At 56.1% G+C, this 21,174-nt stretch carries 16 protein-coding genes and 1 other RNA gene; 5 read left to right on the forward strand and 12 right to left on the reverse strand.

From position 1 onward, the window contains the following. Positions 1-38: 38 nt before the first annotated feature. From hflX to OSO_RS0101945, 3 genes are all read right to left on the reverse strand, one after another. Positions 39-1,352, reverse strand: coding sequence for a GTPase HflX (gene hflX, locus OSO_RS0101920; RefSeq protein WP_010581888.1), 1,314 nt, complete (start codon positions 1,350-1,352; stop codon positions 39-41). A gap of 357 nt (positions 1,353-1,709) precedes the next feature. Then, positions 1,710-2,711, reverse strand: a complete 1,002-nt coding sequence (locus OSO_RS0101930; protein ID WP_010581889.1) for an NADPH:quinone reductase — start codon at positions 2,709-2,711, stop codon at positions 1,710-1,712. Between the two features lie 535 nt (positions 2,712-3,246). Next, positions 3,247-4,041, reverse strand: coding sequence for a PhzF family protein (locus tag OSO_RS0101945; protein ID WP_010581890.1), 795 nt, complete (start codon positions 4,039-4,041; stop codon positions 3,247-3,249). A gap of 189 nt (positions 4,042-4,230) precedes the next feature. Between OSO_RS0101945 and rnpB the strand changes: the two genes are divergently transcribed. Next, an RNA gene (gene rnpB, locus OSO_RS48145) (RNase P RNA component class A) lies at positions 4,231-4,654 on the forward strand. 127 nt (positions 4,655-4,781) lie between these two features. Continuing rightward, entirely contained in the window at positions 4,782-5,516 is a 735-nt protein-coding gene (locus tag OSO_RS0101950) for a YHS domain-containing protein (protein ID WP_010581891.1), read from the forward strand. 251 nt (positions 5,517-5,767) lie between these two features. Here OSO_RS0101950 and feoB read toward each other — a convergent pair whose 3' ends face one another. The 3 genes from feoB to OSO_RS41775 form a co-directional block, all read right to left on the reverse strand. Then, a complete protein-coding gene (gene feoB, locus OSO_RS0101960; RefSeq protein WP_010581892.1) occupies positions 5,768-8,041 on the reverse strand; it encodes a ferrous iron transport protein B in 2,274 nt (757 codons plus the stop codon). Between the two features lie 229 nt (positions 8,042-8,270). After that, positions 8,271-8,525, reverse strand: coding sequence for a FeoA family protein (locus OSO_RS0101965; RefSeq protein ID WP_010581893.1), 255 nt, complete (start codon positions 8,523-8,525; stop codon positions 8,271-8,273). Beyond that, positions 8,522-8,764 carry a FeoA family protein gene (locus OSO_RS41775; RefSeq protein WP_010581894.1) on the reverse strand — a complete coding sequence of 81 codons (243 nt, stop codon included), beginning with the start codon at positions 8,762-8,764 and terminating at the stop codon, positions 8,522-8,524. The genes OSO_RS0101965 and OSO_RS41775 overlap by 4 nt, the downstream gene beginning before the upstream one ends. 605 nt (positions 8,765-9,369) lie before the next feature. Between OSO_RS41775 and OSO_RS41780 the strand changes: the two genes are divergently transcribed. Further along, the gene (locus OSO_RS41780; RefSeq protein WP_010581895.1) at positions 9,370-10,440 is read left to right on the forward strand and encodes a LysM peptidoglycan-binding domain-containing protein; all 1,071 of its coding nucleotides are present in this window, start codon (positions 9,370-9,372) and stop codon (positions 10,438-10,440) included. A gap of 191 nt (positions 10,441-10,631) precedes the next feature. Here OSO_RS41780 and OSO_RS0101990 read toward each other — a convergent pair whose 3' ends face one another. The 3 genes from OSO_RS0101990 to OSO_RS0102000 form a co-directional block, all read right to left on the reverse strand. Then, positions 10,632-12,080 carry a neutral/alkaline non-lysosomal ceramidase N-terminal domain-containing protein gene (locus OSO_RS0101990; protein ID WP_010581896.1) on the reverse strand — a complete coding sequence of 483 codons (1,449 nt, stop codon included), beginning with the start codon at positions 12,078-12,080 and terminating at the stop codon, positions 10,632-10,634. Between the two features lie 133 nt (positions 12,081-12,213). Then, positions 12,214-13,635, reverse strand: coding sequence for an MFS transporter (locus OSO_RS41785; RefSeq protein WP_157604948.1), 1,422 nt, complete (start codon positions 13,633-13,635; stop codon positions 12,214-12,216). 179 nt (positions 13,636-13,814) lie between these two features. Beyond that, entirely contained in the window at positions 13,815-14,639 is an 825-nt protein-coding gene (locus OSO_RS0102000) for a glutaminyl-peptide cyclotransferase (RefSeq protein ID WP_040591808.1), read from the reverse strand. Between the two features lie 299 nt (positions 14,640-14,938). Here OSO_RS0102000 and OSO_RS0102005 point away from each other — a divergent pair, with 299 nt between their 5' ends. Next, complete coding sequence (locus OSO_RS0102005) at positions 14,939-16,111, forward strand: iron-containing alcohol dehydrogenase (RefSeq protein WP_237729243.1); 1,173 nt, start codon at positions 14,939-14,941, stop codon at positions 16,109-16,111. Between the two features lie 64 nt (positions 16,112-16,175). Here the strand turns inward: OSO_RS0102005 and OSO_RS41790 are convergent, their stop codons facing one another. Continuing rightward, positions 16,176-17,399, reverse strand: coding sequence for a formylglycine-generating enzyme family protein (locus OSO_RS41790; protein WP_010581900.1), 1,224 nt, complete (start codon positions 17,397-17,399; stop codon positions 16,176-16,178). Positions 17,400-17,984: 585 nt separating this feature from the next. Between OSO_RS41790 and OSO_RS0102025 the strand changes: the two genes are divergently transcribed. Next, positions 17,985-18,389 (forward strand): ferredoxin family protein, encoded by a 405-nt coding sequence (locus OSO_RS0102025; protein WP_010581901.1) that lies wholly within the window; start codon positions 17,985-17,987, stop codon positions 18,387-18,389. Positions 18,390-18,489: 100 nt separating this feature from the next. Here the strand turns inward: OSO_RS0102025 and OSO_RS0102030 are convergent, their stop codons facing one another. Further along, positions 18,490-19,854 carry a bifunctional folylpolyglutamate synthase/dihydrofolate synthase gene (locus OSO_RS0102030; protein WP_010581902.1) on the reverse strand — a complete coding sequence of 455 codons (1,365 nt, stop codon included), beginning with the start codon at positions 19,852-19,854 and terminating at the stop codon, positions 18,490-18,492. A gap of 74 nt (positions 19,855-19,928) precedes the next feature. Beyond that, complete coding sequence (locus OSO_RS0102035) at positions 19,929-20,741, reverse strand: SDR family NAD(P)-dependent oxidoreductase (protein WP_010581903.1); 813 nt, start codon at positions 20,739-20,741, stop codon at positions 19,929-19,931. Positions 20,742-21,174 lie beyond the last annotated feature (433 nt).

Genomic DNA, 21,174 nt, shown 5'->3' on the forward strand with positions numbered 1-21,174 from the left:
TCGTTCGAAACGTTCAATCATCGCTTGGCAGATCGTGTTTAATTCACGAACGACGGTTGAGGTCGATCAATGACGCGTACGGTCGTATTCTCGCCCTTCACACGCCACAAGATGTTTCGCGAAATCCGACAACGAAGAATCGCAGTAGATTCGACATACTGGGTGTCGGTGATCTCCGCATGTTCGGCCAGAAACGCGAAGAGCTTGCCGTTTCCTGCGGACGTAGTGACTTCCGCATCGACATACCCTTCACCGAGAAGTTCACCGACGAGCAAGCCGAGTTTGTCGAGCCCCTCACCGGTCAGTGCCGAAACGGTCACCGAATGCGCATACTTCGCCCGCAAGACATCGACGACACCGCGATCTTGGACAGCGTCCACCTTATTGAGCACCAGAATGTAATTCCGGATCTCGACGCCGATTTCGTTGAGAACTTGCTCGACTGTCTCGGCCTGCTGTTCGGCTTCAGGGTTTGAGGCATCGACGACGTGCAGCAGCAAATCGGCCTGCCTTGCCTCTTCCAAGGTCGATTTGAATGATGCGACCAGTGAATGTGGCAGATCACGCACGAATCCGACGGTATCGCTCAACAGCAATTCACCCCACGACGGAATCGTCCATTTTCGCGTGCGAGTATCCAACGTGGCGAAGAGCTGATTGGCAACATAGACGTCAGCCCCCGTCAGCGCATTCATTAATGTACTTTTTCCCGCGTTGGTATATCCCACGACGGAAACGAGCGAATGGGATTCACGCTGACGGACCATGCGTTCACGTCGAACCTCGACTTCGGCGAGCCGAAGCTTCAGTTCATCAATCCGTTGATCGATGATCCGGCGGTCCGTTTCAATTTGCTTTTCACCAGGACCTCGACTGGCTCCGATACCCCCTTCGATGCGTTCCAGGTGGGTCCACATCCGTTTCAAACGAGTACGCGTGTACTGAAGCTGCGCGAGTTCGACCTGCAGACGTGCTTCGGCTGACCGAGCATGTGTGGCGAAAATATCGAGAATCAGTTCGCTACGATCAACGATGATCCGCTTCGTTTCGAGCTCAAGATGCCGCCCCTGTGACGGAGTTAGATTGTTGTCGAAGATGATCAGTTCGGCGCCCGTCGCATCGACCAGGTCTTTAAGCTCTTCGATTTTCCCCTTGCCAAGACATGTTCCCGGATGTGGGCGTCCGCGTAGTTGGACCAGTTCGCCCACCACTTTCACACCTGCGGTTTTCACAAGCCCCTTCAACTCGTCGAGCGCTCTTTCTTTGCCGAGTTTTCGGGTTGGATCGGGCACTGAAACCAGCACCGCCGTACGATGCTGAACCTGCAGTTCTTCTCGAATGGGTTCCGCCAAGGATGATTCCGTTCTAGAGGCTGAAAGGACGACGACCGAACACCACTGTTGCGATCAGGCAGTCATAAAGGAAAGGGTTGGTCAGCTCATCAAAATCAAGTTCGACCCTGCGAAGCAGGACACTCGATTTTATTCGATCACAAGGTGTCCAATTTCTCTTTCCATCTGATCAAATCCATTTTTGCAAATGTTTGCGGCACGGTGAAAAATCATAAACCGATTGTTCATTCTGTTCATTTTGATTGTCACGACGTCGGCCTAGGCGAGTGAGTCGACTTGCAGACAGCAAGGGCATCTGTGAATCGCACTTGAGCACGACTCGAACATGCTTTGCCGTCAGCCGCTTCTGACCGGCGGTTACTCGGGGATCAGTACAATCTTGCCATGCAGATTGCCGAGGCGTTTCACTGTGGCATCCTCCTGCAGTTGATGGGCGGCGGCGGCTTCACTGAGCGGCATGGTTTTGCCAACTTGTGGTTTCCAACGATTGAATTCGTAGAGCGTATTCAATTTATCCGCCGCAGCCCGCTGTTCTTCTGGAGCTCCATTAAAGATCGCAAAGCCAATGATTCGCAGATCTTTGACATAGAATGGTCCGACAGGAAATTCAGGCCGCGCCGCGCGACCCGCCATCAGGACGATTCGGCCTCGTGGTGCCATCGCCGACACCGTGCGGTCTAGCGTCGGCTCGCGCTGGGTCTCGAACCACAAGTGAACGCCGCCGTGAGGTAAGCTGAACGCACGAATCTGATCATCCAGGTTGTGTGAATTGTAATCGAGCACCAGATCGGCACCGAGTTGTTTGCAGATGGCTAGGCTTGTTTCGCTACCGGCTGTCGTGATGACAAACGCACCAGCCGCTTTCGCCAACTGGACCACAGCCGAGCCCACACCGCCTGCACCACCGTTGACGAAGACAACTTCACCCGGGGCCAGGTTCGCGTGTAAAAACAAACCGACATGCGCTGTCAGGCCGACCAATGCACCGGCAGCGGCTTCCGCATCGGTTTCTCGAGCCGGTGTCGGATATAGCCAGCGTTCATCGACCGCTGCGAGTTCCGAGAACGTACCACGACGGCCGAACAGGCCCTGATTGCTTCCCCAGACGCGATCGCCCGCTTTGAATCGCTTGACTTCGCTGCCGACAGATTCGACCGTTCCCGCCAGATCGGCTCCGATGATGTAGGGAAATTTGGAGATCATCGCGACGGCCCCCGCGCGAATATACGTATCGATCGGGTTGACCGACACGGCACCGACTTTGACAAGCACTTCCGTCGGACCAGGAACGGGGTCAGGGACGTCTGCAAATTGGATGACCGATGGCGCACCGGTTTCACGAATAAATGCGGCCTTCATAGCGAATTCTCCATATAGCGGTCGATATCTGGCGCCTGCGGTCTCACTCGGTGAGGTCTCGGGATTGTATCGACCTCATGGGCACCTGTCCGCCATTCGGCTGGGATTCGTGGGGGTCAAATTTGCGGTTTTTTCCTGAACGCGATCTGAAGTTCGTCGGATGGGAAGTGATGGATGGAGACGTTGAATCGCCTCTCAGGGCGAAGGCCTGTTGTGAGTGGGACTGATGACGAAGAGGTGTAGCGATCCGCTCACATCTATCTGACTTGTTCAATCCGGAGCCAGCGGCGACGGCGCCATCATGGATCTGCATCCTTCTGCCAGGGGCATCAAACGCAGCGAAGAATTCGCCGATGGAGTGAATGTGAGTGACCTACCGACTGGTATGGATTCGAGAGAGAGGGGAAAAAATAAAACCGCGCTTCTCAACGAGGCGAGGTTGAGCGAAAAGACGAAATGAAATGACGCGACGCAGTTCATCGAAGAAGCCCGGTTCAACGACAATGGTTCAACGAAGAATATGTGGTCCGAACGTTTAGCACAGGCATTCGCCGCGCCATACGACGACACCTTGTCCGCCCAGAATGACGCGTTCGCCTTCCCAGCGCAGGTGAAGAATGCCGCCCCGCGCCGATGCCTGATAGGCGAGGAGTTCTTTCTTACCGAGCTTTTGCGACCAAAAGGGTGTCAGGCAGCAGTGTGCCGAGCCGCAGACCGGATCTTCGTCGACACCCATCCGTGGGGCGAAGAACCGTGATTCGAAATCGTAAGGGGGGGCGGACGAAGCGGCGGACACAATCACACCCAGCGTCGGCACTTCGGCCAGCTTTCGAAAATCAGGCTTTACCGCGCGAACTGTCGCTGGCGAGTCAACGATCGCCAATTGATAAAACTTCGATCGACCAACATAAAGTGGAGTGATGCCCAAGGCGTCGATCAATTCTTGCGATACGTCGATCTGTATCGGCGGAGTCGCGGGAAAATCCAGTTCAATCAGTTCGCCGCTCAACCGGCACGTCAACAGGCCGCTGCGCGTCTGAAATCGCAGAGGTTGATCTTTCGGCGCGAGACCTTCAGACCAAAGCACCCGTGCCGTTGCCAAAGTCGCGTGACCGCAAAGGTCGACCTCGATGGTTGGGGTGAACCATCGCAGTTCCATGGAGTCAGGTAACCGCCTGACGAATGCGGTTTCGGAAAGGTTCATCTCGGCCGCGACTGACTGCATCCAGGCGGTTTCGGCTTCCTGTTCGAGCCAACAGACCGCGGCGGGGTTACCTCCGAACGCATGGTCTGTAAAAGCATCAACCTGCCAACAGGGAATTCCAGCCATAAGGTATCTCCGAAGATCGTCGACCAGACCTGGTTGCTGTCGTTTCCGTTCACGTGCCGGACACGGTGATTGAGTCTGAAGTTCAGGCGGTTTCCCAGAGTTTCATCGAACAGTTGTCGAAGATTTCTTCCAGGATACGGCGTTCCTACTATCTTCAATCGGCGTGGTTCCGTAAAGTTTCCCATTCGCGGAGTGGGCCAGGCGATCGCTGTGAGAAGAAGTTCGCTTCTTCACATGGAGGAAAGTCCGGGCTTCACAGGACACGATGGTGGGTAACACCCACCGTCCGCAAGGACCGGGACAGTGCCACAGAAAACAAACCGCCGATCGTCACTCATCGCCTCATGAGCTTGCTTTTGAGGCTCGGTGACGAGGTAAGGGTGAAAAGGTGCGGTAAGAGCGCACCAGCGGATCGGGTGACCGGTTCGGCTTGGTAAACCCCATCGGAAGCAAGACCAAGCAGGGCGTCGCTCGTCGACTTGGAAACAGGTCGACGGCACGAGGCTGTCCGTCTCGTCTGACGTCCGGGTAGGTTGCTAGAGCCGCCGAGCAATCGGCGGTCGAGAGAAATGATCGTCCACGACAAAACCCGGCTTATCGGCCCGCTCCGCGTTTCTTCTCATTCTTGAATGGCCCTCGCCATTCCGTTCCGTGTCAGGTGACAAACCTCTGGATTCTTGGCCTCTAAACTGAGATACTCACGGTAGTCAGAATGACTCAAATGGAGCAAAGAGGTGAACATGCGTCGGGAACTGTCGTTCATCGCAATCTGCCTTGGCGGCGTGGTCGCCGTCATGACGGCCTTTGCAGCTGAGGCAGAAAAGGAAACTGCGAAGCCCGCAACGATCCAGGCTCTACACGATTTTCAAGTACTGATTGGTGGCTGGCGCGGGATCGGGCAGCCGAAACGGGGTTCGCAACAGGGTGCATGGCAAGAGCGTGCGGATGCACTCTGGGAACTGAAACCCCAGAGCCACGGCATTCGCTGGAACATCGAATCGGGCAAACTGTGGAAGTCGGCTTTATTTGGTTTCGATGACGCGAAGAAGCAATATACGCTCAGCGTCACTCTGCAAGACGATTCGACTCGAACCTATCGCGGAAAGCTAGACGAAAAGCGATTGATTTTCGAGTCCGAGGCGGACGAGAACAAGGACATTCACCGCGTAACGCTCACGCCGATGAACGAAAATCGTGTCATCCTGCTGATGGAAAAACGTCCCGAACCGCAGTCGTTTTACACACGTGTCGCCGAGATTGGTTACCAGCGCGATGGAACTCGATTAGCAACGGCGGGCAATTCGGGCCCCGAATGCGTCGTGACCGGCGGACTGGGAACGATCAAAGTCAGTTATATGGGAAAGTCGTATTACGTCTGCTGCACTGGTTGCCGCGATGCCTTCAATGATGATCCAGAAGGGGTCCTGGCCGACTACCGCAAACGAAAAGCGGAAGAGAGCGCGAAGCAGAAATAGTGGACCGAGCATCCTGTTTCTTTGCAGTCCTCGTTCCTGATTCGATTTGTTGAGCCCGGAGCCCACAGCGACGGCCGTATTTGCGCGGACGCCCTTGGTCCCACTTAACTTGACGTGAGCCGCTAGGCGAACGAAATCACGGGCCAGAGAAAACCACGCCCCTCTGCACGTCGCGGTTCGTCGATGGAGTCAAAAATGAAACTTAACGACGTGGCGATGCCGAAAGCATTACCGCCCATCGCTCGTGTGGTTCACGAAATCAACAGGGCGGTCACACGGTAGGCAATCCAGGCCCCGGCATATGCCAGTGACGTCATGTAGGTGAACGTGAACAGAGCCCAGCCCCAGTGATTTGTCTCGCGGCGAATCACCATGAGCGTTGATGCACATTGTGCACACAACGCGAAGAACACCATGATCGACATGGCCACCGGGATCGAGTAGACCGGCCGGCCATCGGGCCACCGAGCCTCTTGCAGCGCCGATTGCAGTCCCGAACTCTGTTCATTGACGTCGCCACCCAGACTGTAAATTGTGCCGAGCGTGGAAACGATCACTTCGCGGGCAGGGAACGAGGCAAGCACTCCCACGCCGATGCGCCAGTCCCAGCCCAAGGGGATGACGGCCGGTTCGATCATTTTTCCGAATCGTCCCAAGTAACTGTCGGCCAAAATCTGCTCTGAGAGTTTGTTGCGCTCGTCTTGAAGTGCATGCAGTGGTTGCAACTTCTCTTCCAACAATGCCAATCGAGTGTCAATTTCAGCCCGCTTTGTAGTGGCATTTTCCGAATCATCCTCGCCGAGCGAATTTCGCTCTTCACGCAACAGCGTCTCCTGGCGAACTTCGGATTCAAGTTGTGATTCGACGTCTTGAATCTGGGCGATGACCGCTTCTTCTTTCGCGTGGCTGGCAGGCAGATAGCTGGCAAGCCAAATCAAGATTGACGTGGCCAGAATCAATGTGCCGGCCCGCATCACGAACGCACTCGCCCGATCATAGACACGATGCAGTACGATCCGCGGAGAAGGAACTTTGTAGGATGGAAGCTCCATGACGAATGGTGGTGTCTCGCCGCGGAACAACGTCTTTTTCAGCAGCCAAGCCATCGGGATCGCGACGAAGGCACCGAAGAATGTCATGACAAACAGCATCACGCCATGAAGAGTGATCCATCCGCCCGCCCACGAAATCTTCGGAAAAAACGCCGCCACCATCAGCCAGTAGACGGGCGCTCGCGCCGAACAACTCATAAGTGGCGCGATCAGGATCGTCACCATGCGATCGCGTCGGTTCTCAATGGTTCGTGTTGCCATAATGCCCGGAATGGCACATGCGAACGACGACATCAGCGGGACGAACGATTTGCCGCTCAGTCCGACTTTGGTCATCAGTTTGTCCATCAGGAACGCCGCACGAGCGAGATAGCCACAATCCTCCAGTATCGCAATCGCCAGAAACAACAGGCAGATCTGCGGCAAAAAAACCAGAATCCCACCGACACCCGCGATAACGCCGTCCACAATCAGACTTCGCAGCGGTCCCACGGGAAGCAATGATCCGATCGCTCCTCCCACGGATTGCTGGCCGAGTTCACAGAGTTGCATCAGCGGTTCCGCAACTGAGGAAATCAGTTGGAACACGCCAAACATGACCAGTCCGAACGCGATCAATCCCCAGACTTTATGCGTCAACCAACGATCCAGTGTGTCGGTCCAGGTGATCGGTCGGACTGCGGGGGACGTCATGACTCCGCTCAAGAGCTGTCGCACCCAGCCATACCGAACTTTCGCTTCAATACTGGGAATGCGGCACCCCGCGGCGTTCAGTCGTTCGCGTGCCTGAATCAGCGAAGCGGTCAGGTTCGTGGAGTCCTGCTTCGTAAGTTCCACTTCTAACTGGCCGCCAATATCCAGCAACATTCGTTCAAGGAGGTACTCTGGGTACTCTCGCTTGGTGGCTTGCTGCAAATCCGTTCGAAGGCGCGCGATTTCGTTGCGAAATTCGGGGGGGAAAAGATCCGCACGCGAAACGCGTGGCAAATGCGACGCGTGTACAATGGCCGATCGGACTTGTTCGATCTGACGACGACGGTGTGCTTCACAGGCCACAACGGTCACGCCCAGCCGTTTCGAAAGCTCGTCGATGTCAATCTGAACGCCTCGACTTTGTGCAACATCCCACATGTTCAGGACGAGCACGGTCGGCAAACCGAGGTCGAGCACCTGGCTGACCAAATAGAGATTTCGTTCGAGATTGGACGCGTCCGCGATGCAGACGACGGCGTCGATCGTTCCGAGATCCGCCTGGCGTCCAAGCAAGACTTCGACACTGACCAGTTCATCAATTGTGCGCGGGGACAGACTGTATGTTCCGGGCAAATCGACGAGCCGAATGGGCTGATTTTCAAACTCGAACCAGCCCAACTTCTTCTCGACGGTGACGCCGGGGTAATTCCCAATCCGTGTATGAACACCCGTTAACGCGGTGAAAAGCGTGCTTTTGCCCGTGTTGGGGTTCCCGATCACAGCGACCGTTCGCTCCGGAAGTCGTGAGCCGTCGGCTAACGTTCGACGGAGAGGAATTTGGGCGGTGGGAGTGTCCGGTATGCTCATGCGAGGAGGGAGGGCCAGTTGGAGCAGAGGGGGCTATTCAGCGGAGAGAATGAGACTGATTCGCAGATTCCGAAACTCGGACGCCCGAATTCAGCGTTCCTCACAGTCGTTTTGTCGATCCCAAGCGATCCCGCGAGGGGTGTTAACTGGATTGAGGCGGCACAGGAATGTGGCCGTCGCAGGTAATGAGCACTCGGCTGGCTTCCGCTTTCCGAAGTGACAATCGATAGCCGCGAATCAGGAATTCGATCGGATCACCCAAAGGAGCGAATCCAACAAGGGTGATCGTCTCACCATCCGTCAGGCCCATTTCCATTAGCCGACTCGAGATTCCATCAGTACCGACCACATCGACAATCGTCGCTTGCTGTCCGACTCGCAACTCATTCAATGTCATGGGGAAACATCCACGAGGACGGTTGCAGCCTCTTCGAATCGGATCGAAAACCGCTGGTGATTGATTTCCACGATTGAGGGGGAGCCGGGGCGCACCATGCGAACGCACACACCTGGATGCAGGCCCATTTCGGCCAGACGCACGACCAGCTCAGGCTGGCCGAAAACATCCGCTACGACGCCACGCTCTCCCACCTGCATCACTTCAAGTGGTAGGGTCTGTGAAATTGCACTCGCCATGCGGTCCGCCTTCGGGTGAGAACGAAATCAGTAATCCGCGCATTGAGACTCAGTCTCAAGTTGTCTCTTAGATTCTATCGACCTGATTCTGCGGCCACCAGTCTTAAAACCAAAAACTTCACGAGGAAGAGTGGCATTTCACTGATGTGATGTCGGGATGAGACGCCAAGTTCGTAACCGGCATTGGGGAGCAGATGAATCGCGAGTTCGTCGCAGCCGACGAGCGGAGACGTCGGTGCCCCACGTGACACAGGATCTTGCCGCAACGTTCTTATGAGAAATGTGTTGTAGCAGAATGCGAGTTTTTGGACGCCGCGATAATCGATGCGATCCTCGCTCTCATCACAACCGGCGAAATCGCAATCGTCGGCAATCTGGTCATAAAAACGGCGGGATCGCGATTAGAGGCCATTTTTCAACAAGTTCTTGTCGCACGATCGACCGGAGTGATCCATCTTTAATCTGTGACGATGCTCTGTGCGGCCTTTAATGCAGGGCGAAACCGTGATGCGGCTCATCGATCCGCTCGGCAACACACCAAGACGTGTTTCTGATCGGTTCGATCGCGTTTCGCACGGCATCGACAATTGGTTCAGGAGGTCATAATGCACCAAGATCAACGAATCGGATTAGCACTGGGAGTGCTTCTCGTCGGCGCCTGCGCGGCGTTCTTCTTCCGAAACGAAACGCGAACCGTTCCACCTGCACTTCGGCTGCAGCACGCCGAAGAACTCGACGAGCGGATTGCGGAACGAACTACTCGGCCCTATCTCAAAGGGATCGAAGCTGTCGAAGCCTCGGATCGCCGCCGTCAGCGTGCGGCCGACCCCAGTCACTCCGGCGATCAATCACCCGACAGTGCCAGCTATTGGAGCCCGCTGAATTCCGGCGGCGACAATAATTCAAGTTCCACGCACTCACATGACCGCCAGCTTCGGCCCAAGGCGACAATCGGTGAGGAAGTCGTTGAATTTGCGCCCATCACGGTTCCCAACGAACTTCGTCCCGCATCCGAACAAATCACGTCGGAATTGCACGGTACAAGTCGCGGGTCGGCAGGTGCGGGACCGGGGGGCGAGACTCGTACCCATGTCGTCCAAAAAGGCGAAACGCTTTCTTCAATTGCCGCGAAAACACTGGGAAGCTCCAGTCGATTTCCGGAACTGTTTGAAGCGAATCTTGACCAATTGACCGACCCCAATGACGTGAAGTTGGGAATGACGCTTCGAATTCCTTCTCGGACGGAAATCACAGCGACACCCCAGGTGGTGAAGTCGCGCAACACGCCACAGCTTCGAAGTGTTCCCGAACAGGGACCATTGGAATTGGAAGCGCCGGTGGCCCCGCTGCCGACCCTCCCTGCAGAACTGCCACTCGACGTGAGTCCTCCAAGCCTGGAAACGCCTCGGACGCTTCCGACAGAAGATGACACCTGGTCAATCTCGATTCCGATCCCGCCTCAACTTCCCAGCGATTCCGTAATTGATCAACCCGAGGAGTCAGGCGTTGGGGACGATGCGAATGGGGCTCCGGGAAAGTTCGTTCCGTCGCGTCGGACTCCACTTCCCGGCCGGCCCATCGGGCCTCAGTCAAAGGTTCACGACCGTCGAAGTGATGGTCTGCAACGGCTGGCGTTGGTCCCAACGGATTCGCTGTCGGCAAGCGTGCTGCGATAGCCCACGTGCGCGATGCCGGGTTGCATGACTCAATGTCGGATGAATCCGCGCAACTCCGGCAGCAACGTTGCAAGCATCCGCAACGCTTCGAGTCGATCGCATCTTCTCGAACGGCTCGTCGTTGATCCTCGCCTCGCAGAGACCAGGTCGAGGCGAGGATCTAGGCCTACAATCAACGATCGACAGCGTCATCACTTATCGGCGAGCAGTTGCTGGACGGCGATGATGGTGGCGTCGATCACTGCCTCGAGTGATCCTTTGGCGAGAACCGAGACTTCTTCCTGATAAAGCCCCAGTCCATAGCTGTCGGCATCTGGCAGATACCAGACATTGGAGCCGTTCGCGAGTGTCCCGATCACAAGCGGTGCATTGGGGAATCGTTCACGCAGTGTCCGCTGCAGAATGTTGTAGTGCTCGCCATCGAGTGCAATCCAGACGGCGTCTCCATTGCGCCACATCCGGATGGGATACGGGAAGCTCTCGCCCGGCGGCAAGAACTCGACCCGCGTCATTCGTCGAGTCGAACGTTCGATCATGGCATGGGCGCGGCGACTACGGTCATCGTCATGCGCGGCAATTGCTTGTTGTTTCTCGGCTTCCCACTGGGCTTTCTCCGCTTTGAGTTCTGCCAGCACCGGCAGATCGTCGCGATACTTCAGGGAAACGTGCGGGCAAGACGCGGTCCATTGGGATTCCTCATTTCGCCGGACGGGCGTTTCCGTACGATAGGCCCATGTCCCAATCGTGGCCCCTGAGACGACCGGCCCCTGATATTCGAATTCCTGCCCGGCGGGGGGCAATGATTCCAATGTGGACAGGACCGCGTAACCCAGTTGGCGACCGTTTCGGTCGGCGACTTTGAGATCCCCGACGAATCCTTCGCGTGGCCCAACATCACCTGACGCTCCCTGAATGAAAACAACAGGGACACCCGTTTCGTCTTCGACCAGTTCGCGCATCGCCCCAATGTAGTCTGGGCTAATCAGCGTGTTGTCCCAGGCAAGCGTGGTTGGGTGACAGGCATAATTCACAATCGTTGCCAGAGGAGCACCCGCTTCGCTGACAACTCGGCCGACCAGTACGGTTTCGTCTGTTGAGCCATCGGGGTTGAATCCACAGACGTAATGACCATTCTTCGTGTCAAAGAAATCACGATGTTTGGCCATGCTGCACCGACCACTGCCGTAGACGATGGTGGCGGGCGTCAAGCGTTCTTGACAGTCGGCGATCAGATTGATGACCTTAATCGCAAGCTCGTCCAGGTACGGCTCGATCAATTCCCCGCCGGGAAAAGAACGACGTTCAAGGCCCATCAGCCCCGCGCCATGTGTATGTGAGAAGAACACGACAATCGCATCGCGCGAGACTTTGGCTTTCGTACTGACAACGTCCAAAAACCGATTCATTTCTTCGGTCCAGAACAGGCAATGGTCCAACGCAATAATGATTCTAGAGTCGCTTGCCTGTTTTGAATCGGCCTGCATCAACAGCACCGTAGCCATCAGTGGCCGGTGAACGCCGGTCGAGCGTTCATGTGTCGCGGCCCCCCACATTCGATGATAGATGCCGACGGGCGGCGTGATGTCGCACTGCGAGACGCCGACAAGACAACGGCTTTCTGGAGTTTTCTGGCTCGTCATAAGAAGTCTTTCAGGGATCGATCAAAAGAGCGTAATCGCCGATTGAAACAGAGTTAGTACAAGCAAGCGCAAGTCGAACAAGTTGGTGTGGATGTGGTTGATACGAGTCCGTCACCGCAATTTCAACCGATAGCTACGCGGATGCACTGCCTTTGGCCAGCCATGATTGTTCGAAGACCGTCCCGGTCATGCGAAGGCGGTACCAACACAGGGCGGCAACCAGATGCAGCAACGCAATAAACAGGATGACGGCATTCCAACTGTCTCCCCCAAACAGGCCCAGAAGTGTCGAGTTACTGGCGATCACCCGCCGCAGCAGCGGCACCATCAAGGGCAGCATTCCCGCGCCAAGGTTACCGATCATGTTCATGGTCGCAAAGAGCGAGGCAACGTGTTTGCCTCCAAGGTCCATGGTGACCGCGTAAGCACTCGGCCCCGCGAGTCCTGCACAGAAGACGCCAAGACTGATCACGGTCACCGCAAGTGTTGCGTCGTTGACGAAGTAGGCGGCGAACAAGAACACGGTGCTGAGAATCAAACTGACCACCGCCAGCCCTTTGCGGGACCAAACCAGGTTGTTGGTACGGCGAAAGACTTCGTCTGCCACTCGTCCCCCAATCAGGCAGGCCATGGCAGTTGCCAGATGCGGTAAAACAGACAGCATGCCGGATTTCGTGACGGTGATCTGCCGAGATTCTTGTAAGAACGTCGCGAACCAACTGGCGAAGAAGACCAGGCCAGCGGCCCGACAGTACTGCTGCCCACAGATCAACCAGACCGCGGGGCTGGTGACCAGCAGAAGCCATGGGGTTCGCTCGGATTCCTCAAGCGCCGCGGGCATCTTTGATTCTTTGGTCGCAGACAGCGCAGACGCACTTATGACGATCGTTGGAGTCGAGGTTCTCTCGCGAATCAAATCCAGTTCTTCGCTTGTGATCCGCGGATGTTCTTCGGGGCGATTCCGGAACCACCAGGCAAAACCGATTGCCCACACGATCCCGGGAATGGCATACAGGATGAACACGGATTTCCAGTTCATCCAACTGACGAGCCAGCCCGTCAACGCGGCCCCGCCAGCGGCACCAAACGACATGGCTGCCACAAACGTACCGCTGGCGAAGGCACGTTCTGCCTTTGGGTGCCAGTCGGCGATCGTTTTCGCGGCCACGGGAATGGCGCCTGCCTGTGCAAGGCCAACCAGCATCCAGTTCAGCATCAGAAGCGGAAACCAATGAAAGATTCCGAACACCGCCGTTGCGAGGGACCAGAGGCACGCAAAACAGGGCAGACTGATTCGCGCGCCAACTCGGCCGCCAGCGTATCCCGCGGGAATCTGTGCTAAGGCATAGGTCCAGAAAAAGGCGGGGCCTAGAATCATGCCCATCGCACTTTCGGATAGCCCCAAATCGGCGCGAATCGATTTCTCGACAACGGAAATACTGGTGCGGCACAGGTAGGCGATTGCGGCCATGGCAGCCAGCCACAACATCACGAAATGTCGACGATTCTGTGGCTTGGTTGGAACTCGCAAGACGTCCTCATTCGCGTCGGTCACCGCATCCCCCTCGAATGTCGTTTTCGAAACAGGATACGGCGCGTGATCGGGAATGGAACTCTGGCTGAAGGTGATTTTATCCGAGTTCGGCGAAGCGCTGGCGAGACCGCACTCGAATTGACAATTTCGATTTAAGCAGACTGAACGCACGTCCCGTTCAGGGCACGATCATCTCTCGCCTATTTCGGGCCCACTTTGATCTCGAACAGATGCGGCCAGTTTTTTCCGGTCACCAGCAGACGATCGCTGTCCGGGTCGTACGCGATACCGTTCAGTACATCTTCGTTGCTGCGTCGCTGCGTCCGAGGATACAGATTGCTGAGATCCACCCACCCCAGTACTTCTCCAGTCTCAGGAGAAATTCGCACAATGGTGTCTTGATACCACACGTTGGCCCAGATTTCGTTCTTCACGAATTCCAATTCGTTCAGTCTCTCGACTTTGCCCTGATGGCCGCGGACGGTGATGCGTCTCACGACCGTGAATGTCTTGGGATCGAGGAAGCGAATTGTCGACGACCCATCACTCATGATCAGGTACTTGCCATCGTTTGTCAGTCCCCAGCCCTCGCCCGTGAATTGAAAAGTCTTCTCGACTTGGAAACTCGTCAGGTCATACACAATCCCCAGTCGATTTTGCCAAGTCAGTTGATAGATCCGATTGTCGAGAATCGTGATTCCCTCACCAAAGTAATGATGGTTCAGCGGGGCGATTTTCTCGACTGCGCCCGTCGCCAGATCGACACGCCGCAGGGACGATTCACCCAGTTTGCCGGTTCCCTCAAACAACTGATTGTTCTTAAAAACAAGCCCCTGTGTGAACGCCACCGGATCATGTGGATAGCTGGCGATGACTTGAAAGCCCCACGTGTCAATTTTCGCGGTGCGTTTGTTTTGAGCGAATGCTCGAAGTCCGATCGCGCCGCCGAAAAGCAAAAGCACGCCCACCACCCATCTCAGCCGTCGAGAAACGGGTCGCAATGCCGAACTTGTGTTTGTGAGCATGAATTCGACTCGGCAGAACAGGAACAAATCAATGGGATTCCGGGCGAGCTTTGGATTGGCGAATGAGCGAAATGGCGGTGCAACTGCCATAGTCCGGTGAGGGAAGTCCCGCGGACCCGTCTCGTTCGTCTTCGACGGCTCACTGCCATAATTTGGCAGGCGATCCCGATACCGTCCAGAGGGAACTCGCCATTCGCAAGAAATCTTTCGCTGTCGTTCCAACAAGAACTCGCGGCAAGCCTTCTTCCAGTCTCGATCGCAACACAGATGAAGATTGATTGGATCCAGGCTATTCTACAATGACTATGAAGTACGATTTTTGGTCACCGATGCAGATTGTGTTCGGATGGGGACGCCGTTCTGAACTGGGCAAGCTTGCCGCGACGGTTGGGACGCGTGCCTTCCTGATTTCAGGCAGCCGAACGCTCGAGATATGCGGCGTCATCGAGTCTGCAGCCGCGTCGCTGGAAGAGCAGGGACTGCGTGTCCATCGCTTTTCGGCCGCTTCACGCGAACCCGAGGTGGCTGACGTCGATCGGTTGGTGTCCGAACTGGTGATGTCGGAACCCTGCGCGACCGACGTGATTGTTGCAGTTGGCGGCGGTTCGACAATCGATCTCGCGAAAGCCGCTGCGGCACTCGTGCAGAACCGCCATGGTCACTCGGTGGTGGAGTTTCTCGAAGGCGTCGGCAAAGGACTCCAGATCACCCACCGTCCGCTCCCGATGATCGCCGTTCCGACAACGGCGGGAACCGGTGCCGAATGCACCAAGAACGCCGTGATTTCGTCATACGACGCGCCGTTCAAGAAAAGTCTGCGTAGCGATTGGATGATTCCCAAGATCGTTCTGGTTGATCCGGAACTCACGGTCAGCCTGCCGTCCCACACAACGGCCTTCACCGGGATGGATGCCATCACGCAACTGATCGAAAGTTTCATCTCCCGACGCGCTGCGCCGATTCCGCAAGCGATGGCACTTCGTGGACTGAAGTTGGCGCTGCCGGCGTTACCCGTCGCTGTCCGTGATGGGGCAAATCGAGAAAGTCGTGAAGCGATGGCGCATGCGGCGATGCTATCAGGCTTGGCACTTGCCAATTCGGGGCTTGGTCTGGCACACGGGGTTGCCGCGGCGTTGGGAGTCCATTGTCAGGTACCTCATGGCCAGGCCTGTGCGATGCTGCTACCGACAGCACTGCGAGTGAACCAGCAAGCCCGAGAGGTCGAGCTGGCTGAACTCGAAAGCCTGTTCGAATCACGACCGCTCACAAATCCAGAACTGGCCGAAGGGTTCATTCGCAGGATCGAAGGTCTTTGTCTCGAGGTCGGCATTCCCGTTCGATTGCGCGATGTCGGTGTTTTGGAAGAGCAAATTCCGGCGCTCGTGACGGGTTCGCGCGGCAATAGCATGAGTGGCAATCCTCGTGATGTCGCCGACGACGAACTCTCACGAATCCTTCACGATTTGTGGTAACTGTGCACTGTTTTTATAGTCGCAATGCAACTTTGCGGTCGCCCTGCAACGTGTGGTGCGGAGTTCATTGCGGCTTCTTGTCCGGAACGACACAGCGAAACCCCAGGTGCGACATCCCCGTGTCAGGAGTCGTGCCGCGTCGAGCTGCCGTGCGGTAGCTTTCGCAATAGGTGATGTGGCAAAGGAACGAACCGCCACGGATCACGCGTTTTGCGGCATCAGGCTCGCCGGGGTCCCAACTGTCGGCAGGACCTGGCGGGTTCTCGACGACCTTTTCCGCCATGCGTTGAGCATACGCATCGGCGCGGTACCAGTCCGAGCACCATTCCCACACATTGCCGCTCATGTCATATAGGCCGTACCCATTGGGAGGGTATGATTTGACCGGCGCCGTTCGTTCCCAACCGTCCAACTGATCGTTCTGATTCGGGAACACGCCCTGCCAGATATTGCTAAGCTTGCTCGATTCCTTGGGAGGTTCGTCTCCCCAGGTGAACCGCTTCCCCACCAGCCCGCCGCGTGAAGCACACTCCCATTCTGCTTCGGTGGGTAAACGCTTGCCGGCCCATTTTGCATAGGCATTCGCATCGTCCCACGAAATGTGGACAACGGGATGTTCGGACCGGTTATCAATCGATGACTTGGGGCCTTCGGGATGTTTCCAACAGGCTCCAGGGATCCACGTCCACCACTTCGAAACATCGTTTGTGGGTACAGGAGTTGGCGGCGCCGTGAAAACGAGTGAACCAGGGACCAGCACGTCATCGGGCGGTTTGGGAGTCCCGGGGGGCACGGTCTTTTTCAATTCTTCCCAATCAGGCTTCACTTCCGCCGTCGTGACATATCCCGTTGCATCGACGAATTTTTGAAACTCGGCGTTGGTAACTTCGTGAGCATCGATCCAATAACCGTTCAGATGTACTTGATGAGCAGGTCGTTCGTTCGGCAAGGCCGAGGGGCCTGATGTTCCCATCGTGAACTCACCCGGTGGAATCCAAACCATGCCTTCCGGGGCCGAGGTCGGGGCTTCAGTGATCGGGGCTTCAACGGATGCGGCGACGTTTTCGGACGAGCCTTTTAACGCCGCGGCCTTTCGCGCTGCGGGTTGTTGTTTGGACTCCGTTTTCTGTTCGTAGGCCGTGACGGCGTACGCCCCGGCGAATGCGATGGCCCCCAGTGCGATCAATCCAACCCCCCGAAGGCCAAATCCCGCCGTGGTCGGTTTCGGTTCGGTGATCGTTGAAGTCGGGTTTGCGGCTTGTTGTTTCTGTCGGCGGATTCGTGACATCGGGTCAACTTTCAAGAGAGAACTCGCAGCCAGTTCCAAACGAACGGCAGTAAAGACAGGCGTGAAAGCATGAGCCCATCGCGAGTCGAAGGTCGAACAGCGAGGCAGTTGTCGGCAGGTATGTCCCGTTAGGATCGAACAACAAATTCGTCGCCAAAAACAGTCTATCATCCCAAAGCCCATGCGCGGAGTATCGCCTGGCTTCGAATTTCACGTGCGCCCCAATTTCGATCGTCACTCTGACTTGGAGTGCAGCACGCCCCGCACAGCAGCAAAGAAACTTAGCAAGACATTCGCCGCGTATTCGACCTGCCCGCTCGAAATTTCGTGGGAATCCTGAGTTGGCGTGCCGGCGAAAATGCGGTCCTGCGATTTTCAAAGTCGGGAATCTTCGTGGCTTCACCTCGCGGGGGGGCGTTCAAACGCTATACTTGATGTATCCGGTGAGGACTGCGCGGACGGCCTGCGAATCCCTGAAGTTTCTGATCGGGTCAGGTCGACGCCTTTTCTGTCTGAATCATCTGATCGAATTCTGAATTCCAGTCGCGTTCAATTGCTGGATACTCGTTGCGAGGTAAGTGATTCATGGCCAAAGCTGGTTCGCGAAAAAAGCTTCCTAAAGAAGTTGCCGTCATCAATGCCGACAACTGCACTGGCTGTGAGGCGTGCCTGGAAGTCTGCCCGGTTGACTGCATTTACAAAGTCCCTGGCGATTCCATCTCGGTCTTGCAGTCGTGGTGCGAAATCGATGTCGAGCGATGTGTGGGCTGCGAAGTCTGCGTCCATATCCCAACGAAGAAAACCGATCCGTACGAATTGACGGTCTGTCCGTGGGATGCGATCGAGATGATTCCCACAATCCAAGTTGCTCAGGTCGTCGCCGACAAGGGTGGACCACCGGACTATATGCTGAAAAACTGGGATCGGCTTGTCGTACCGGCTCAGCGGATGGCGGAACTCGCAGCAGAACAGGCGACTTCGAAGTCGTGAACGTCCCGGAGTTCGCGGGCGAATATCACAACTTGCATCGGTTCGCTCACGCGTCATCCAGCGAGATTGCTTGATGGATCGAAGAGGGGGCGGCGATCTCTCAATTCAGCGTCGCGCGGCATTCCTCTGCGATTGTCGATCGCAGTTCTGCGACGAGAAAAAATGAACCGGTAATCACGATTACATCGTCCTGCGTCGCCAAACGTTTGGCCAGTGTCCAGGCGGCAAGCGGATCTTTGGCGAGATGCGCGGGCCGAACGGTCAGAGCATTGACAAGCCTGCTCAGTTCCTCGAGCGATACCCCGCGCGGATTGTCCAGATATCGCGTCAAAACGAGCGTATCGAAGTGGGGTAACAGTTGGCGCAGGATACCAGCGACGTCTTTATCTTTCGTCGCAGCGAAGACGAGGATTCGCTTGCGAAGTTTGGTGGACTCGTTGAGTGACGCCACGAGTGCCCGGGCCGATTCCCAGTTGTGCGCGGCATCAACGATCACGGTCGGACGTCTTGCGATCACTTCCACACGCGCCGGCCAGCTTACGCTTAGTAGTCCTTGCCGGACATCGTCATCGGACAGGTCCCAGTTCAACTGCCGCAGCTCATCCACCACGGCGAGTGCCAGCGTTGCATTCACGGCCTGGTGCGGCCCGCGCAAAGCCACGGGCATCTGTTGCCAGTTCGATGTAGATGTTGTGACGTCGATCTGTACCTGTTCATGCTCATCCAGATGGCGATCCACAAGCCGAAAATCTCGGCCCAGCAACTTCAGTGGGGAACCCCGCTCACGGCAGGTCTCCTCAACCATGGCCAGCGCGTCGGGGTGAGTGACTCCAGAAATCGTCGGAATGCCTGATTTGACGATTCCGGCCTTTTCATACGCAATCTGATGGACAGTGCTACCCAGCACGTGTGTGTGGTCACGGCTGACGTTGGTGATCACGGTGACCAGAGGCTTACACAAGTTGGTCGAATCGAGCCGCCCGCCGAGCCCTACTTCCAAGACCGCGATATCGACGTTCTGCTCCAGAAAATGAAGCCAGGCCAGCGCCGTTGCCAACTCAAAATAAGTTGGTTGCATCCGCCCAGGCATGTTGTCCATCTGGGTAATCATTGGCAGCAGACGATTGACCAATCCGATGAACTCAGACTGCGTCGGCATCACTCCATTGATCGTAAATCGCTCTTCGAATGCGGTGATATGCGGCGAAATGTACAATCCACAACGATATCCCGATGCAGCCAGAATCGAGGACAGCATCGAGCACGTCGACCCTTTGCCTTTTGTGCCGGCGACGTGAATCGCGGGAATGCGCTCATGCGGGTTCCCCATCAACTCGAGCAGACGGCGCATGCGGTCCAGCTTGAAATCGCTGGTGGAATAAGCCTCGGCCTGAATCCGTTCGTAATTGATCCGCCCAAACAGGAACTCAATGGCCTGTTCATAGGTCTCAATTCGATCCGGCATGTTCGTAACCGATGCTGATTTCTGAATTCAGAGGGGATGTCGATGCCACGGAGGATTCTGCCAGAAGCACCCCGTCAGGACGGCTTGGCTTTCGGTTTAGAACGTGGGCGAAAGAACCGCGTCGATTCTATCACAACCCGCCGTCGCGACGCGATTCGCACGAGTAACGTCAGTAAAAAGTTGCGCCAGCCGGGAATCACGCACTGTCGATGTCGCACCAGGGCCTTGAGCCCCTTTTTGACGACCGTCTCGACCGAAAGTGACGAGTGCTTCTGCACCCACCCCGGAGCGCCTGCGATATCAAAGAAGCTGGTTCGCGTGACCCCTGGGCAAACCGCTGTCACAGTGACTCCGCGGTCTTTCAATTCACAGTGCAAGGCCTCGCTCAAGTGCAGCACGAACGCCTTACTCGCCGCGTAAACGCCCATGTAAGCCACTGGCTGGAAGGCCGACAACGACGAGACATTCAGAATCGAACCATGCCCCCGGGCGATCATTCCGGGGAGTAGGCGGTAAGTCAGTTCGGTCATCGCCGCGATATTCAGACGAATCATTTCGAGCAATCGATCGATGTCGGCCTGTTGCACTTCGCCAACAACTCCAAAGCCCGCGTTGTTCACCAGCAGTTCAATCGTGATTCCCTTGGCATCCAGCTCGTTCAAAATTCGCTGGGGCTGCGACGGATCGGAGAGATCCGCAACGATGATCTCACAGCGCGTCCCGTGCTTGGTATGAAGTTCTAGAGCGAGCTCTTCCATCAATTCGCGTCGACGTGCGGTCAACACCAGATGCATGCCGCGAGAGGCGAGTTGGCGTGCGAATTCAGCACCCAAGCCCGCTGAGGCTCCGGTGATCAGTGCCCACTGATTCGCCAACTGCTTCCACACGCTACGATTCCCGCGTCTTGCGTTGCCCGTGAGCAAATGAGAAGGATTGATTTCTTGAGTCCAGGCCGGTCATTCATCGATTGGACTGGCCGTCTCGCCGATCTCCAAACTGCGATCTCAACCAGATTGAAAATGTTGTTGATGTCTGTCGCCACGGTTTTCGTCGAGTCACAAGAGACGACTCAATCCCGCGTTGATAATTCGCTGTGCGTCGTGAATGGCGTTGAGCGAACGCTGGCCACGGGGCAATTCAGAATTGAGGTACCATCGAGGAGTGTTGTGAGGATCCAAACCCGCATCAAATCAATCTAGCTGAAAAACTCATCGTAGCAGAATGGGGAAGTGCGAAAAAGGCAGTTGCCCCGCTGTTCCCGACATTGCGCGTAGGGATTGGCCGTCAAATTCTTGTTATTCCCTGCACTCATTCATGCTG

It is taken from the genome of Schlesneria paludicola DSM 18645, assembly GCF_000255655.1.
Lineage (GTDB): Bacteria > Planctomycetota > Planctomycetia > Planctomycetales > Planctomycetaceae > Schlesneria > Schlesneria paludicola.